Origin of the sequence: Poseidonibacter lekithochrous (genome assembly GCF_018861145.1) — a bacterium.
In the GTDB taxonomy this organism is placed as follows: Bacteria; Campylobacterota; Campylobacteria; order Campylobacterales; family Arcobacteraceae; genus Poseidonibacter; species Poseidonibacter lekithochrous_A.
Map to the genome: position 1 here is coordinate 1 of NZ_JAHKQT010000020.1, position 15,817 is coordinate 15,817.

Genomic DNA, 15,817 nt, shown 5'->3' on the forward strand with positions numbered 1-15,817 from the left:
AAAATAGTGAGATGATTTCTAAGTCTAATTGTAAGAAGCACATGATGAAGAAGAGTATGACTATTTTCAAAGTCTTAAGAGATTTGAATTGATCTAAAGATCAAAGAGTGCAGGTTAAAGCAATTATGATGGAAAGTAAAAAGAATCGTAATTCATTAAATACTGTATTTACAAAAGATAGTTTTAACAAAGATGAATTTATCAAAAGAATGAGTGAAAAAAGACAGTATATGATTAAATCTAAAGCGGATATGATTGAAAAAGTTTATAATGTTTTAGATACTAAACAAAAAGAACAATTCAAAGTTCTTATTGACATTCAGTCTGAGAAAATGAATAATAGATTTAAATAAAGTATAAAAGTTTTAGATATAAAAAAAGGCCAATCATAAGATTGACCTTTTTTTTGGAAGATTAAGAATCTTACAGTCTAGACTCGTATCGTCTAAGCATGTATAATCTCTTAAGCATTTTCTTTCTAGCGTTAATTTTTTGTTTTTTTCTGATCTCTGTCATTGGTTCAAAAAATCGTCTAGCTCTAGTTTCAGTTACAATAAGATTTCTATCACATTGTTTCTTAAAACGTCTGTATGCTTCGTCGAAAGATTCACTATCTTTTACTTTAATGCCTGGCATGTAAAGTTCACCCACTTTCTTTTTAAAATTTTGTGTTGCATTATATTTAAATTTTACTTAATTCTAATTTAACTAAAACTTTTATATAATAAAAAGATTAAGATAAAGGTATTTTTATGGAATTAACACATTTAGATGATAATAATAGACCAAAGATGGTAGATGTTTCTCAAAAGATTGAAACACATAGAGTTGCTGTAGCTACAGGGCAAATTACCATGTCTTCGGATGCATATGATGCAATTATAGATAATACTACTAAAAAGGGTCCTGTAATACAAACTGCAGTAATTGCTGCTATTATGGGAGTTAAAAAGACTAGTGAGTTAATACCTATGTGTCATCCCTTATTATTAAGTGGAATTAATTGTGACGTGGAAGAGAAGCCCGAACTTCCAGGCTTTAAATTAATTGTAACAGCAAAGTTAAATGGACAGACTGGTGTTGAGATGGAAGCATTAACAGGTGTATCTGTAGGATTACTTACTATTTACGATATGGTTAAAGCTATTGATAAAGCAATGATTATCTCGAATGTTCAATTAGAGACTAAATCTGGTGGAAAAAGTGGCGATTTTAAAAGGGAGTAATAAATAATGATAGATTTAAGTAAAGAAAAATTAGAACTTGATTATCCATGTAATTGGACTTATAAATTAGTTGTAAAAGAACAAATAAATATTAAAACTACAGTAAAAGAAGTAGTATTTAAAAGAGAACATTCTATTGTTGAATCAAAAACAAGTAATAAAGGTAAATTTAAAAGTTATACTTTAGAATTGTTAGTTCATAATGAAGATGATAGAAAAACTTTATTTGAAGTTTTAGGTAAACATGATGACATTAAAATGGTACTTTAAATCGTGACACAAATAAATAGAAGAAAATTTCTTCAACTAACTACTTTTTGTACAATGAGTTTGTCTACTACTTCAAGTTTATTGGCAAATGATAATTCCCATACTAGTGAAGATTTATATATTACAAAAAATGATTATGAAGTTTTTCAATCTATTAGAAATAAATTAAAATTAGTTCAAAGACATATTGGATATGGAAATTTTAATGTTATAAGTTTTGATTCAATGTTAAGTATTTCAAGAAGAGCTTCAAATATTGAAGAATTTACTAAAAGCGAAATTGATTTTTTAGAGTTTATTTTTTATTATAATCCTGCGACTCACGGTTTTTTTGGTGATAGAATTAGCAAAAATATTACTGATACAATTGATAAAAAATTGATTACTAAAATACCTCGTACTGGGCATTATTTGTTTAAAGGTCATGCAGAAAAAACTTATTATGAAATGATAAAGGATGTAGGTGATTCTCTTACTTTAACATCAGGAATTAGAAGTATTGTAAAACAAACTAAACTATTTCTTGACAAAATTAATAGTACGAATGGGAATATTACACAAGCAGCTATTTCCTTAGCTCCACCTGCATTCACTTATCACTCTATTGGAGATTTTGATGTTGGTAAAAAAGGGTTTGGTTATGCAAACTTTACCTCAAAATTTGCAAATACTGATGAGTTTAGAAAAATACAACAATTAAAGTATGTTGACGTTCGATATACAATAAACAATAAGGATGGCGTTAGGTATGAACCTTGGCATATTACAACTATTTAGAATTTTATTAATATTTATATTTTTACAAAATTTAAATGCGAAAGTGAAAAGTTTTGATTTCGATTTTATTAAAAAAGGTGAACAAAACGAAAATACTCTACTAATAATTGGTGGAATCCAAGGTGATGAACCAGGAGCTTTTATGGCAGCTTCTTTAATTGCTACACATTATGATATCAAAAAAGGTTCAGTTTGGGTTATTCCAAATTTAAATTTTTATTCAATTATTAAAAGATCACGTGGTCCATATGGTGATATGAATAGAAAATTTGCAGCTTTATCAAAAGATGATCCTGATTATGATGCTGTTGAGAGAATTAAAAAATATATTAAAGATGATGAAGTTAAATTAATTTTAAACTTACATGATGGAAGTGGATTTTATAGAGAAAAGTATGTTAACAATAATATGTCTCCAAGACGTTGGGGGCAATGTTCAATTGTAGATCAATCTACAATAGATATAGATAAATATGGAAATCTTGAAGAGATATCAACAAAAGTTGTTGAGGGTATTAATACTAATCTTATTAGAGAACGTGATATGTATCATGTTAAGAATACTCAAACTAGACTTGGTGATAAAGAGATGGAGAAAACTCTTACATATTATGCTATCAATAATGGAAAAGCTGCATTTGCAAATGAAGCGAGTAAAGAGCTTAATCTGCAGGAAAGAGTTTATTATCATTTATTGGCAATTGAAGAATATATGAAGATTATGGGTATTGAGTTTGAAAGGAAATTTGATATTTCAACACCTGATATTAAAAATGTGATTGATCATGATATTTTTATATCTTTTTATGATGAGAAAATTAAATTGCCTCTTAGTAAAGTTAGAAAACTTTTAAAATATTTTCCAATTAACAAAGATGGAGATTTAAGTTTTACTGCTTCTAATCCATTAATGACAATTGTTAAAGAAGGTAAAGAGTATATTATTCACTATGGAAATAGAAAACTTGCTAAGCTTCATCCTGATTATATAAAGTTTATTGAAGATGAAAGATATATAAATATGTCTATTGATGGAATTACAAAGAGTGTTAAGTTTGGTGATATTATTTATGCTAAAGATAATTTTAATATTGAATCAATTCCTGATTTACGAGTAAATGTGATTGGTTATGTGAGTAAAACACATAAGAATGAAGTGGGAATAGATATAAATAGAAAAGAAATTGCTAAAAGATTTTCTATTGATAAAGATGGGAATCTATTTAGAATTGAATTTTATAATGGAGATAAGTTTGCAGGTATGATTCTTTTAGGATTTGAAAAATAGAGTATTTTTATACTCTATTTAAAAAAAACTAATTCTTTTTTTATTTTTTCTTGATTTAACTTTTTACAAGCTGTTTTGTAAATTTCATTAATTCTTTCGTCATCATCGTTTACTATAGTTTTTACTTCGTCTATAGATTTACCTTCTGAAAATGCTACAAATACTTTAAACTCTTTTTTTGTAAATTTCTTTTTTAACACTTCTTCTAGTTCATCTTCCTCTTTTAATGTTCCTACTAGTTTGTCTATGTTTAGTTCGATTGCTTCTGTAAAATTCATATGTTTCCTTTTAATTATTTAACCAATTTTCCATGTTATCAATATCTTCATAGGAAGTTAAATCTAACATTATTGGTGTTATTGAGATGTAATTAGCTTTTATTGCTTCAAAATCACAAGTCTTATCTTTTGACTCTTTCCAAATTAATGGATGAAGTCCAATCCAATAAAACTCCTCTCCTCTTGGGTTATGATGTCTATGGGTATCATTACCATACTCTCTATATCCAGCTTTTGTAATTCTAATACCATTACATTCTTCTGGTTTTATTGGTGGGATATTAACATTTAAAAACTTTCTTTCCTCTAATGGAAAGTTATTATTTAGTATTTTCTTTGCTAATGATGCAATTGTTTGACGTGCAAGTGCAAAATCCCAACCATTTTTAATATCTCCACAACCTTTCTTACATACTTGCGATACAGCAATAGCTGGCACTTTATGTAAAACAGCTTCCATAGCAGCTGCAGCTGTTCCACTATAAGTAATATCTTCACCCATATTTGCACCAATATTAATACCACTTATTACTAAATCAGGTTTATATCCTTCTTTAAAAAGATTATTTAAAGAGATAAAGATACAATCAGTTGGACTTCCATCATCAACTTTATAAAAATCATCATCTATACAGTCTAGTTTTAGTGGTCTATCTAATGTTAATGAATGTCCACATGCTGATTTATTACGAGCTGGTGCGACTACAACTATTTTTGCAATTGGTTTTAAAGCTTCAATTAACGCTTCTAATCCAACTGCATCAAAACCATCATCATTTGTTAATAAGATTTGTTTCATGCTACTACAAAAGCTCCTTCAATTTGGTGTACTAAGTTTTCTACATTTGAAGTAACTTTAAACCCACTTTCTAATTCTATATCGGCAAGCTTAGATTTTATTAAGATTTTTAAGTCTCTTTTTCCTTGATTATTTGCAACTATTTCAAATAATTTAAAAATACTAGTATCTTGATTCGCGAAAGGTATAGCAACTGTTAGTGGTGGCTCAATTACAGCTTGTTGCTTAGTTTTAATTTTCTCTTTTTTTGCAGCTTTTAAGTCTTCAATTTTTATAATATTCATTCTTGTAAAGTTTTCATCTTTAGATATTTTTACTTTAAAAGCAATAGGCTTATCTAAATCAAAATCATCTTCAAGCTCTTTAATTCTATCTTCAAATAATAAAAGTTCAATACTCCCATGTAAATCCATGATGGAAGCAATTCCGAATTTATTACCCTTTTTTGACATTTTAGTTACAATATTTTCAATTTTTCCTACAAATAAAGCTTGTGAACCATCTGCTAATTCATCAATTTGAGATGAAAGTGTATATTTTATTTGATCTAATTGTTCTCTATATTCATCAAGTGGATGTCCTGAAACATAAAAACCTAAAGATGCTTTTTCAAACTCCAAGATTTCTTTTGCTTCATATTCTTCAAGTGGTTCTAATTCAATATCAATTCTTGTAAGTTCTTGAGAATCACCAAAAAGTGAACCTGTTGCCATTTTTTTTGCTTTCATTGAGTTTGCAACACATTCTGATATCTTCTCAATCTGCTCTAGCATAGCTCGTCTTGAATATCCAAAGCTATCAAAAGCTCCAGTTTTTGTTAAAGATTCTATTACTCTTTTATTTACTTTACTTCCATCAATTCTTGAAATAAAATCAGAAAGGTCTGTAAAATCTCCCCCTTCATTTCTAGCTTCAATAATAGATTTAATTGCAACATCGCCAGCACCTTTAACAGCACCCATTCCAAACATTACAACTTCATTCTCTTTATCTTCAAGAGTAGTTGCTGAAAATACTAAGTCAGATTTATTTATATCAGGTGGGAATAAATCTAAACCTAATCTTTTTACTTCATCTACATATTTTACAACTTTATCAGTATTATCTTTTTCTAAAGTTAGTAGTGCTGCCATAAATTCTGATGGATAATAGTTTTTTAAATATGAAGTATAAAATGTTACAAGCGCATAAGCTGCTGAATGAGATTTATTAAATCCATATCCAGCAAACTTTACAATTAAATCAAATAGCTCTTCACAATGAGATCGCTGGTAACCTTTTTTAACTCCACCATCTGCAAACTCACCTTTTAATCTATCCATCTCTTCAACAATTTTTTTACCCATAGCTCTACGAACTAAATCGGCTCCACCAAGTGAAAATCCACCGATAGTCTGAACAATTTGCATAACTTGCTCTTGATAAACAATAACACCATAAGTTGGCTCTAAAATAGGCCGTAAAGGAGCATCGAATTCATCATAGAAATAATCAATTTTAGCACGACCATGTTTTCTATCAATAAAGTCATCAAGCATTCCTGATTCCATTGGACCTGGTCTATATAGTGCTAGAACGGCAATAATATCTTCAAAGTTATCTGGTTTAAGTCTTTTACATAAGTCTTGCATACCATCTGATTCTATTTGGAATAGTCCAATTGTATTTCCTGTTTGAATTAAATCATAAACACCTTTATCATTTACATCAGCAGTTAAGAAATCAATTCTTTTTCCATGTCTTTTTTCAATAAGTTTTAAAGCTTCTTCAATAACTGTTAAGGTCTTAAGCCCTAAGAAGTCAAACTTAATTAAATCTACATCTTCTACATATTTTCCATTATATTGAGTGGCTAGTGTATCAAGACCAGAAGGCTTAAATAAAGGAGTTTTGTTCCATAAAGGTTCATTTGAAATAACAACACCTGCTGCATGTGTTCCTGCATTTCTGTTTAATCCTTCTAGCGCTATTGCATATTCCCAAACTCTTGCAGCTTGTGGGTCTGCATCACAAAGCTCTTTTATTTTTGGTTCTTTTTCCCATGAGTTTGTTAAATCAATTCCTAATTCATCAGGTATTAGTTTTGCCATTGCATCAGCTTTTGAATAAGGCATATCTAAAACACGAGCTACATCTCTAATTACACCTTTTGCAAGTAGTTTACCAAAGGTAATGATTTGTGCAACGTTCGCTCGTCCGTATTGTTCAACAACATAATCAATAATTTCCCCACGTCTTGCTTGACAGAAATCCATATCAATATCAGGCATTGATATTCTTTCAGGATTTAAGAATCGCTCAAAAAGTAAACCATAAGGCATTGGGTCAATATCGGTAATTTCTAGTGAAAAGGCAACTAAACTTCCAGCAGCAGATCCTCGTCCTGGACCTACTGGAATTTTCATTTGTTTTGCAACAATAACAAAATCCCAAACAATTAGCATATATCCTGGGAATTTCATATTATTAATAATATCAATTTCAACTTGTAGTCTATCTTTGTATTCTTGATGCTTAGACTCATCAACAATTTTAAGTCTTTTTTCTAAACCTCTCCAACACTCATCAATAAATAAAACTTTATCATTTTCTAATGAGTATTCTAATTCCGGTTCTGGAAGAGTTAAATTATTTACTTCAGATTTTTGACGCGTAAATTTAAAATTAGGTGGTGTTGGGTCTCCTAATTTAATTTCTAAATTACATTTATCAGCAATTTCTTGAGTTGCTGTTATGGCTTCTGGAATATCTGCATATAGTTTTGCAATTTGTGCTGGTGTTTTTAAATAAAATTCATGAACACTATGTCTTAATCTATTTGGATCATCATAAAGTTTATTCATTGCAATACACATAAATGCTTCATGGGCATCGGCATCTTTTTGATTTAAATAGTGTGTGTCATTTGTAGCAACTACTTTGATATCAAGCTCATGTGCTAGTTTTAGAATTTGGTCATCAATAAAGTGTTGATCTCCAATACCATGTCTCATAATTTCTAGATAAAAATCATCACCAAAAATCTCTTTATATTCTAATGCAGCTTCACGTGCTCCTTCATATCCTCTTGCACCATTTTTAACATTTCTTTCATTTTGCAGATTTAAATGCCAGTTCACTTCACCTTGTAAACAAGCCGCAGAACAAACTAATCCTTCTGAATTTTCACGTAATAGCTTTTTATTTATTCTTGGATAGTAGTAAAACCCATGCATATAAGCTTGTGAACTTAAAAACATTAAGTTTTTATAACCCGTTTGGTTTTTTGCATATAAACATAAGTGAAATCTTTTTCTTGTAGTTTTATCTCCAATTTCTTCACTGTTATGAATATAAGCTTCCATTCCAATAATAGGTTTAATACCTTCTTTTCTCATTGCATTATAAAAATCAATTGCTCCAAATAGGTTTCCATGATCTGTCATTGCAACAGAAGTCATTCCCATTTCTTTTACTTTTTTAGCAAGAGGTTTGATTTTGTTTGCGCCATCAAGTAATGAATATTCTGTATGTAAATGTAGATGCGTAAATTGCGGTGTTGTAGACATATATAAATCTTTATAATAATTTTATTTTTTAATAGATTATAGTATATCTAAAAAATGATTTTTTGCCTCTTTAAAGCCTAGTTTAAAACACTCATGAAGTTCTTTAAAAGTGTACAAAGAAAAGTCTCTAATATGTTCACTTCCTATATAATAGTCAGTATTTTCATGTGTATAAGTGTTGTTTTCATAAAGTTGAGTAAAAAGTTTCTTTTTTAAAATTTTTATTGGATTTAATCTTAAAATAGGGTTTGAGTATTTTTTTGGAAATAAGTCAATAGTTAAAATATCATAGTTTTTGTTTTCTAATGGTTTAATTGGAATATTATCAAATAATCCACCATCAATTAAATACATATTTTTATATTTAATAGGTTTTAATAAAGGGATTAGAGCACTTGAAGCTAAACATAAACTTATTGTATCTCCATTGTTAAAAGAATGAAGTTCTCTTTTTTTTAAATCATAGGTATTTACAAAAACTGGTTTTGGAATATCTTCTATTTTTGAAATAGGAAGTAGATCTTTTATAATTTTATTAGATGTATCAATTTTTAGTAAACCATTTTTAAAATAGTTAAATTTTAAAGTTTCTTTTATATCTTTTGAGGCAAATATTTTTAGTTGCTCTTTTGAACTTACTCCACTTGCATGTGAACAAGAAATTATACTTCCAATAGATGACCCACTATAGGCTTGTATTTCTATCTTATTTTCTTCACAAAAATGTAAAACTCCTAAGTGGAAAGCTCCTCGTGCTGCTCCTCCACCTAATGCTAGTGCTAAATTCATTTGTCTAACCAATTTATTATTTTAAATTCACCTTCATATGTTTCAACAATTGCAGTACATGATTCTACCCAATCTCCACAATTTAAATATTCAATAGAGTCTATATTTCTTATTTCTGCTTTATGAATGTGTCCACAAATAATACCATCATATCCTTTATTTTTTGCATGCATTGATAATACGGTTTCAAAATCATTTATAAAAGAAACAGAAGTTTTGACACTATCTTTAACATATTTTGATAATGACCAATATTTTTGTATTCCAACTTTTCTTCTTAGAAAGTTTAATACTGAATTTAAATGAAGTAATAAATCATATCCATAGTCACCAAGTATTGCTAACCACTTTTTAGTCATTGTGATTGAATCAAAGAAGTCCCCATGCGTAATATAATATTTTTTACCATTTATCCCTAAATAATCTAATTCATTTGTTATGTTTAATGAGTCACCTAATATTAAAGGAACAAAGGGTCTAATAAACTCATCATGGTTACCAGTTATAAAGGTTACCGTTGTCCCTTTTCTAGCTTTCTTTAATATCTTTTGTATAACATCTGAATGAGTTTGTGGCCAAATAAACTTTCTCTTTATTGCCCAACCATCTATTATATCTCCAACTAATATTAAGTTCTCACTTTCATTGTATTTGAAAAAACTTATGAGTTCTTTTGTTTTAGAAAACTTCGTTCCAAGATGAATATCTGAGATAAATATGCTTTTATATTTCATGTTGACATAATATAAAAGTATGATTACAATTGAATTACAAAATTATTATATTTCAAGAGTATGTAAGTAAAGTTTAAATAAAATTTAAATAATTAGTAAAAGGGGATTTTAATGTTTAAAAGTATTTCTAAAGTAGGTCTAGCAGCTATTTTAATGGCATTTGTTATATCTGGTTGTACATATAAAAATGAGATTACAAGTACAACAGTTGATGGTGAAGTTTTAAAAGAGTACAACAAGGTACAAACTACAAAACAACATCTTGAAATTGCACAAGACAAGCAACGAAATGTTACTACACAAAAAACATTAGAAGGTACTATTTCCTCTTTAGCAACGCAAATGATGAGAAATCAAAAAATGAATACTAATAAGCCTGTACTTATTACTTCATTTGTAAGACTAGATGCTTTCAAAAAAACTTCTGAATTTGGTAGAATTGTAAGTGAAAGTATGATTGATGAATTATCGAATAGAGGTTATAATATTATTGAATTCAGAGGTCAAATGGCTGTTTCAGTGAATGATAATGGTGAATATTTTATAACAAGAAAATCAAATAGATTAAAAGATAAAGTTCCAGATACTTATGTAGTAGTTGGAACTTATTCAAGACAATATGGAAAAGTAATGTTAAATGCAAGGGTTATTGATAATATTACTGGGAAAATTATCTCAAGTTCGAGATCAACTTATGCTCATGGACAAAGAAATGATTGTATGTTATTTAAAGATTGTAGACCAGCTAGAACTATAAATATTATTAAAGAACGATAGTTAAATGACTTTTAACTTTTTAAAAATTATAAAGTATCTTACCTTTTCATGTTTTATAGTTTTGTCTTTTGCTTCATGTACTCATAAAAACCTTATAAATGGCACGAATGATTTTCATTCTCTAGTATCTCAATTAGTAGATGATTCTGCTAAAAAAATACAAAAAAATACAATGATTGATGATATTGTTTTAGTATCAGATTTTGTTAATCTTGATAAATTAAAAAATAGATCAGAATTGGGTTTTTTATTATCTGATATTTTAAAAGATAAATTAGTATCATTAAATATTCTTGTAAGAGAAGTTGAATTTGGTAAAGAGTTTGAATTAGGACCAACTGGATTTAATTTATTAACAAGAGACCAAAGTAAAATTGTTTCAAAAACGGTTACTGAAGAAAAATATGCAGTAGTTGGAACTTATTCAATTACAAGTAGAAGTTTGAATTTATTTATAAAATTAATTGATATAAGAACAGGTCATATTCTTGCATCATCATATGAAAGAACAGGTATTGATGAAGAAATATTACAACTTGAGGGAAGTGAGCAAGCTGTACTTCGTCCTCATGTTGTATTATAAAATTATTTCTTGAATTAAAAACTGAGGAGTAATTACTCCTCTAAACTCATTTTTATTTACTGAAACAATTAAATCAAAGCTATTTGGTAAATCAATATTTGAATCATTAAATTTAATAGCTTCAAATACAACACCTTCTGAATTTAATACTAATTTCATATGATTCTTATCTTTTCCCATTAATTCACTCTTTACAAGAGATACTTTTGAAACTTTAAAAATTGGCTTATGGTTTTCTAATCCATATGGCTCAAATCTGTCAATAATATCTAAAAATTCTAAATCAACTGATGCTACATCTAATTCACCTAAGGTTACGGGATCTATATGTAAATCATCTTTAAACTCTTCTAATTCCTGATTTATTAATGTTTTAAATTCTTCTAAATTTTCTTGTTTTAAAGATAATCCAGCGGCATTTTTATGTCCACCAAATCCTAGTAGTAAGTGAGATGCTTTTGTAATAATTGTATGAAGATTTATATTTGCATTAGCTCTTGCACTTCCTTTTGCTATTCCATTATTTAATGAAAAAATAAAAGCAGGTTTTTTAAAAGCATTTGATAATTTTGAAGCAACTATTCCAATTACTCCTTCATGCCAATCATCACCCCAAACGATAACTGCATTATCTTCTTTACTAGATTTACTTTGCGCTCTTTTTGTAATTTCTTCTTGTAAAGTTTTTCTGTAATTATTTAATTCTTCCAATTCTTGTAAAGACTCATTTGCTTGAAAAGAATTTTTTGAAAGTAAAAATTCTAAAGCTGTACTTGCATCTTGCATTCTTCCTGCACTGTTAATCTTAGGAGCTATAAAAAAGCCAATATCATCTGAAACTAAAGCTTGTTTGCCCATAACTTCATTTAGCTTTTTAAATGCCTCTCTAGGAGATGTTTTGATTCTTTTTAGACCAAGTTTAACTAATGTATAATTAAGTGCAGTCATAGGCATAATATCAGCAATAATAGCAACACAAAGTAAATCTAAAAAATCAGTCATTTTTACATCAAGATTTAACTCTTTTTTAATTGCAGCACATAAATACCAGGCAACTTGAGCTCCACAAATATCTTTGAATTCAAAAGTACAGTCTTCTTGTTTTGGATTAATTATTGCATAAGCATAAGGTATTTCATCTCCAACTGTATGATGGTCTGTGATGATCAAATCAATACCTTTTTCTTTTAATTTTAAAGCAGCAGGAACTGCTGAAATCCCATTATCAACAGTAATTACTAAACCAGAATCAATCATATCTACAATTTTTGGAGATAAGCCATATCCATGCTTAAATCGATTTGGAATTATATAGTCAATCTTTACATTAATTTTTTTAAAAAAATCAACCATAATAGTAGTTGAAACTACACCATCTACGTCATAATCTCCTACTATTGTAATAGTCTCATTATTTAGTATTGCAGTTTTAATTCTAGAGGTTGCTTTGTGAATATCTTTAAAATTATTGGGAGTTGGAATATCTGCAAGACGTGAATAAGGGCTATTCGAATGTCTTGCAGAAAGTAGTTCAAAAAGTCTATTTTTTGTAACTTTTGACATTAATCTTTTTTATTTGCTTGTTTTACAAATTCAAAGATAATTGGATTTGGAGTTTCTAAGTGTGAAGTAAACTCAGGATGGAATTGAACACCTACAAACCATGGGTGATCTTTAATTTCAACTGCTTCAATTAAACCATTTGATTCTCCAGATATTATCATACCTGCATCTTCTAATACTTCTTTATATTTTGGATTTGCTTCATATCTATGTCTATGTCTTTCAAAATATGTATCATTATTTCCATAAGCTTTTTTAAGCTTAGTCCCTGCTGCAGGAGTGAATGGATATTCTCCTAATCTCATAGTTCCACCCATAGGTGATTTATGAGTTCTTAACTGTTTTTGTCCACTTTGATCCATAAATTCATCAATTAAATAAATTAATGGATTTGAAGTTTCAGTATCAAATTCAATTGAGTTTGCATCTTCTATACCTAATACATTTCTAGCAAATTCAATAACTGCTAATTGCATACCAAGACAGATTCCTAAATATGGCACTTTATTTTCTCTAGCATATTTAATTGCTTCAAGTTTACCTTCAACACCTCTATGACCAAAACCACCAGCAACAAGTACTGCATCAGAATTTCCTATAATGTCGTAAGCACCATGTACTTCAATTTTCTCACTATCACACCAGTGAATATTTACTTTTGTATTTAAGTGTGCACCACTGTGAATTAGTGCTTCAGTTAATGATTTATATGATTCTTTTAATTCTAAGTATTTACCAACAAATGCAATTGTTAATTCATCTTTTGGTACTAAAATATTTTTAACTAAAGTATCCCATTTTTCCATATTTGGTTTGATTTTAATATTAAAATGTTCTGATAAAGGATTAATTATTCCTTCTTTAATAAAATGTAATGGAACTTGGTAAATAGATTGTGCATCACCAGCTTCAATTACTGCATTTCTATCAATATCACAAGACATTGCAAGTTTGTCTTTTAAATTTTTAGGTAAGGCTTTTTCTGTTCTACAAACTAACATATGTGGAGTTATACCAATTCTTCTTAATTCTTGAACAGAGTGTTGTGTTGGTTTAGTTTTTAGTTCACCAGCAGCTGCTATATAAGGAATTAAAGTTACATGAATATTCATTGTATTTGTTTTTGGAAGTTCATGTCTTATAGCACGAATTGATTCCATAAATGGTAAACCTTCAATATCTCCTACTGTTCCTCCAAGTTCAACTATTAAGAACTCATAACCTTCTGCTGCTGCATAAATTCTACCTTTAATTTCATCAACAACATGAGGAATTACTTGGATAGTCTTACCTAAGTATCCACCTTCTCTTTCTCTTTTTATAACACTTTGGTAAACTTGACCAGTTGTGAAGTTGTTTTGAGCAGTTAATGTTGTATCAATAAATCTTTCATAGTTTCCTAAATCTAAATCTGTTTCCGCTCCATCAGCAGTTACGAAAACTTCCCCATGTTCTAATGGACTCATAGTTCCTGGGTCTACGTTTAAATATGGATCTATTTTAAGCATAGATACTTTAAACCCAGATTGTTTTAATATTGTTGCAATTGATGCAGCAGTGATTCCTTTTCCTAAAGAACTTAGAACCCCACCTGTTACGAAGATGAATTTAGTCATTTTAAAATACTCCAATGAAATTTGTTAGATAGTTAATAATTATATTCGCGATTGTATCTAGTTTTTGTTGATAGATAAGTTAAGTAAAGTATATTTTTAAGTTAAGGGGAGAGACAAGTTTATATTTTTATAAACTTGTCTTATTTATAATTATTTTAATTTATCCATTCTTGGATAAATAAATACGGCTTTTCTAAATACTATAACTTTTTTAGGGTTTTCTTTTGCATAAGCTTTTAAAGTTACTGTAATTGGTGTATCTTTTGTTTCATCATTTACTAAGATTTTATCTGTTTCTAAAATAACAACTTTTTTAGCCATTTTTCCAGGACTAAGAGTAAAAGGTTTAAATCTTTTGATTTTAATTTCAGGATGATCAAGAATTTCTAAATCAAATGTTAATTTTTCAGATTCTGTATTTTGGAAAAGTAATAAAAAGTTATTTGTAACTACGTGATTTTCTTTAACCTTATATAACTGAGTTGTTTTATTTACATTTAACAACATATACTCTTTTTTCCCACCCATAACAACTAATAAACCAATTACAACTATTAATGCAATTGCGTACATGATAGTTTGTTTTCTTATGATCTTTGTAGGGATATCTTTTTTTATTGTATTTGTACTTGACCATTGAACTAGTGATGGTTTTCCAAGTTTCCCCATTACAGTTGTACATGCATCAACACATTCTAAACAGTTGATACACTCTAATTGTAAACCTTTTCTAATATCAATATGTGTAGGACAAACTGTAACACATGCTTCACATGTAGTACACTCGTTTGTATCCATTGGTAAATCTTTTGCTTTAAAGATAATTTTCTCTTTATCTTCATTATAAATTTCTCCACCTCTATTTGTTGAGTAAATTGCTTGATATGTATCATCATCATATAAAACAGATTGCACTCTTGAATATGGACAAATATAAATACAAAAATCTTCTTTTAACCAAACTGCATCATATATTATAAACGCGGCTATTCCTAAAATAAAACCAATCAAGACCATATGTTCAGTTGGATTTTGTAAGTAAGAGAAGAAATCTTCAGGAGGAACAAAGAACCACATAAAGTTTGAAGCTGCAAGTATTGCTAATGCTGACCAGATTAAAATAGCTATTACTCTTTTAGCAGCATTTTTTGGTTTTGAATAATCAGGATCTTTTTGTTTATTCTTAATTCTTCTTAAACCTAATAATTTTGTTTCAATCAAATCTCTATAAATAACTCTAAAAATTGTTTGTGGACAAGCCCACCCACACCATGCTCTACCTCCAAGAGAAGTAGCTGCAAAAATTCCTAAAAATAAAAGCATTAATAAAAACGGCATTAGATACAGTTCTTGCATATCAAAAGCAGTACCTAATAAGTGAAGTTGTTTTTTATCAAATGATAATAAGAATAAGTGGTTACCACCAATTGTAATAAATGGCATTGAAATTGAAAAAATAGTTGCAATTATATATCCATAATATCTTTTTATTCTATAAGGAATCCTATCTAAAAACTTATTTTTTTCTTTCATAAAAAAACCTTTTTTTTAATTTAGCATATTATATAT

16 protein-coding genes are annotated in these 15,817 nt (G+C 28.5%); 7 read left to right on the forward strand and 9 right to left on the reverse strand.

Annotated elements, in window-relative coordinates; genetic code table 11:
- Positions 1-107 precede the first annotated feature (107 nt).
- Positions 108-353, forward strand: coding sequence for a hypothetical protein (locus tag KO488_RS07715; protein WP_216058224.1), 246 nt, complete (start codon positions 108-110; stop codon positions 351-353).
- A 70-nt stretch (positions 354-423) separates the two neighbouring features.
- Here KO488_RS07715 and rpsU read toward each other — a convergent pair whose 3' ends face one another.
- Complete coding sequence (gene rpsU, locus KO488_RS15445; RefSeq protein WP_071628030.1) at positions 424-636, reverse strand: 30S ribosomal protein S21; 213 nt, start codon at positions 634-636, stop codon at positions 424-426.
- Between the two features lie 116 nt (positions 637-752).
- Between rpsU and moaC the strand changes: the two genes are divergently transcribed.
- From moaC to KO488_RS07740, 4 genes are read left to right on the forward strand one after another with little or no spacing between them, the layout of a single operon-like run.
- The gene (gene moaC, locus KO488_RS07725; protein ID WP_216058225.1) at positions 753-1,226 is read left to right on the forward strand and encodes a cyclic pyranopterin monophosphate synthase MoaC; all 474 of its coding nucleotides are present in this window, start codon (positions 753-755) and stop codon (positions 1,224-1,226) included.
- A 6-nt stretch (positions 1,227-1,232) separates the two neighbouring features.
- A complete protein-coding gene (locus tag KO488_RS07730; protein ID WP_216058226.1) occupies positions 1,233-1,496 on the forward strand; it encodes a YbeD family protein in 264 nt (87 codons plus the stop codon).
- 3 nt (positions 1,497-1,499) lie between these two features.
- Positions 1,500-2,273: a D-alanyl-D-alanine carboxypeptidase family protein gene (locus KO488_RS15395; protein WP_216058227.1), complete on the forward strand. Its 774-nt coding sequence runs from the start codon at positions 1,500-1,502 to the stop codon at positions 2,271-2,273.
- Positions 2,245-3,561, forward strand: a complete 1,317-nt coding sequence (locus tag KO488_RS07740; RefSeq protein ID WP_216058228.1) for a M99 family carboxypeptidase catalytic domain-containing protein — start codon at positions 2,245-2,247, stop codon at positions 3,559-3,561. Before KO488_RS15395 ends, KO488_RS07740 begins: the two co-directional genes overlap by 29 nt.
- Before the next feature lie 14 nt (positions 3,562-3,575).
- Here the strand turns inward: KO488_RS07740 and KO488_RS07745 are convergent, their stop codons facing one another.
- The 5 genes from KO488_RS07745 to KO488_RS07765 are packed head-to-tail and all read right to left on the reverse strand — an operon-like array spanning position 3,576 to position 9,709.
- Positions 3,576-3,839 carry a hypothetical protein gene (locus KO488_RS07745; RefSeq protein ID WP_216058229.1) on the reverse strand — a complete coding sequence of 88 codons (264 nt, stop codon included), beginning with the start codon at positions 3,837-3,839 and terminating at the stop codon, positions 3,576-3,578.
- A gap of 10 nt (positions 3,840-3,849) precedes the next feature.
- Complete coding sequence (surE, locus tag KO488_RS07750) at positions 3,850-4,638, reverse strand: 5'/3'-nucleotidase SurE (RefSeq protein WP_216058230.1); 789 nt, start codon at positions 4,636-4,638, stop codon at positions 3,850-3,852.
- On the reverse strand, positions 4,635-8,186 hold the full coding sequence (dnaE, locus tag KO488_RS07755) for a DNA polymerase III subunit alpha (protein WP_216058231.1): 3,552 nt from the start codon (positions 8,184-8,186) through the stop codon (positions 4,635-4,637). The genes surE and dnaE overlap by 4 nt, the downstream gene beginning before the upstream one ends.
- Positions 8,187-8,222: 36 nt before the next feature.
- A complete protein-coding gene (locus KO488_RS07760; RefSeq protein WP_216058232.1) occupies positions 8,223-8,975 on the reverse strand; it encodes a patatin-like phospholipase family protein in 753 nt (250 codons plus the stop codon).
- The gene (locus tag KO488_RS07765) at positions 8,972-9,709 is read right to left on the reverse strand and encodes a UDP-2,3-diacylglucosamine diphosphatase (RefSeq protein WP_216058233.1); all 738 of its coding nucleotides are present in this window, start codon (positions 9,707-9,709) and stop codon (positions 8,972-8,974) included. The genes KO488_RS07760 and KO488_RS07765 overlap by 4 nt, the downstream gene beginning before the upstream one ends.
- 111 nt (positions 9,710-9,820) lie before the next feature.
- On the opposite strand from KO488_RS07765, the gene KO488_RS07770 reads away from it, so the two are divergent.
- Positions 9,821-10,486: a FlgO family outer membrane protein gene (locus KO488_RS07770; RefSeq protein ID WP_216058234.1), complete on the forward strand. Its 666-nt coding sequence runs from the start codon at positions 9,821-9,823 to the stop codon at positions 10,484-10,486.
- A 4-nt stretch (positions 10,487-10,490) separates the two neighbouring features.
- On the forward strand, positions 10,491-11,069 hold the full coding sequence (locus tag KO488_RS07775) for a FlgO family outer membrane protein (RefSeq protein ID WP_216058235.1): 579 nt from the start codon (positions 10,491-10,493) through the stop codon (positions 11,067-11,069).
- Here the strand turns inward: KO488_RS07775 and recJ are convergent.
- The 3 genes from recJ to ccoG all read right to left on the reverse strand — a co-directional run bounded on the left by recJ (position 11,064) and on the right by ccoG (position 15,781).
- Positions 11,064-12,632 carry a single-stranded-DNA-specific exonuclease RecJ gene (gene recJ, locus KO488_RS07780; RefSeq protein ID WP_216058236.1) on the reverse strand — a complete coding sequence of 523 codons (1,569 nt, stop codon included), beginning with the start codon at positions 12,630-12,632 and terminating at the stop codon, positions 11,064-11,066. The two genes, KO488_RS07775 and recJ, sit on opposite strands and share 6 nt — an antisense overlap.
- A complete protein-coding gene (locus tag KO488_RS07785; RefSeq protein ID WP_216058237.1) occupies positions 12,632-14,248 on the reverse strand; it encodes a CTP synthase in 1,617 nt (538 codons plus the stop codon). The genes recJ and KO488_RS07785 overlap by 1 nt, the downstream gene beginning before the upstream one ends.
- A 150-nt stretch (positions 14,249-14,398) precedes the next feature.
- Positions 14,399-15,781 carry a cytochrome c oxidase accessory protein CcoG gene (gene ccoG / locus KO488_RS07790; protein ID WP_216058238.1) on the reverse strand — a complete coding sequence of 461 codons (1,383 nt, stop codon included), beginning with the start codon at positions 15,779-15,781 and terminating at the stop codon, positions 14,399-14,401.
- Positions 15,782-15,817: the final 36 nt, after the last annotated feature.

Excerpts from the sequence above, each read along its gene's own strand:
- rpsU (WP_071628030.1), bottom strand. The coding sequence starts at position 636 with ATGCCAGGCATTAAAGTAAAAGATAGTGAATCTTTCGACGAAGCATAC.
- moaC (WP_216058225.1), top strand. The coding sequence starts at position 753 with ATGGAATTAACACATTTAGATGATAATAATAGACCAAAGATGGTAGAT.
- KO488_RS07730 (WP_216058226.1), top strand. The coding sequence starts at position 1,233 with ATGATAGATTTAAGTAAAGAAAAATTAGAACTTGATTATCCATGTAAT.
- KO488_RS07740 (WP_216058228.1), top strand. The coding sequence starts at position 2,245 with ATGAACCTTGGCATATTACAACTATTTAGAATTTTATTAATATTTATA.
- KO488_RS07745 (WP_216058229.1), bottom strand. The coding sequence starts at position 3,839 with ATGAATTTTACAGAAGCAATCGAACTAAACATAGACAAACTAGTAGGA.
- surE (WP_216058230.1), bottom strand. The coding sequence starts at position 4,638 with ATGAAACAAATCTTATTAACAAATGATGATGGTTTTGATGCAGTTGGA.
- dnaE (WP_216058231.1), bottom strand. The coding sequence starts at position 8,186 with ATGTCTACAACACCGCAATTTACGCATCTACATTTACATACAGAATAT.
- KO488_RS07760 (WP_216058232.1), bottom strand. The coding sequence starts at position 8,975 with ATGAATTTAGCACTAGCATTAGGTGGAGGAGCAGCACGAGGAGCTTTC.
- KO488_RS07765 (WP_216058233.1), bottom strand. The coding sequence starts at position 9,709 with ATGAAATATAAAAGCATATTTATCTCAGATATTCATCTTGGAACGAAG.
- KO488_RS07770 (WP_216058234.1), top strand. The coding sequence starts at position 9,821 with ATGTTTAAAAGTATTTCTAAAGTAGGTCTAGCAGCTATTTTAATGGCA.
- KO488_RS07775 (WP_216058235.1), top strand. The coding sequence starts at position 10,491 with ATGACTTTTAACTTTTTAAAAATTATAAAGTATCTTACCTTTTCATGT.
- recJ (WP_216058236.1), bottom strand. The coding sequence starts at position 12,632 with ATGTCAAAAGTTACAAAAAATAGACTTTTTGAACTACTTTCTGCAAGA.
- KO488_RS07785 (WP_216058237.1), bottom strand. The coding sequence starts at position 14,248 with ATGACTAAATTCATCTTCGTAACAGGTGGGGTTCTAAGTTCTTTAGGA.
- ccoG (WP_216058238.1), bottom strand. The coding sequence starts at position 15,781 with ATGAAAGAAAAAAATAAGTTTTTAGATAGGATTCCTTATAGAATAAAA.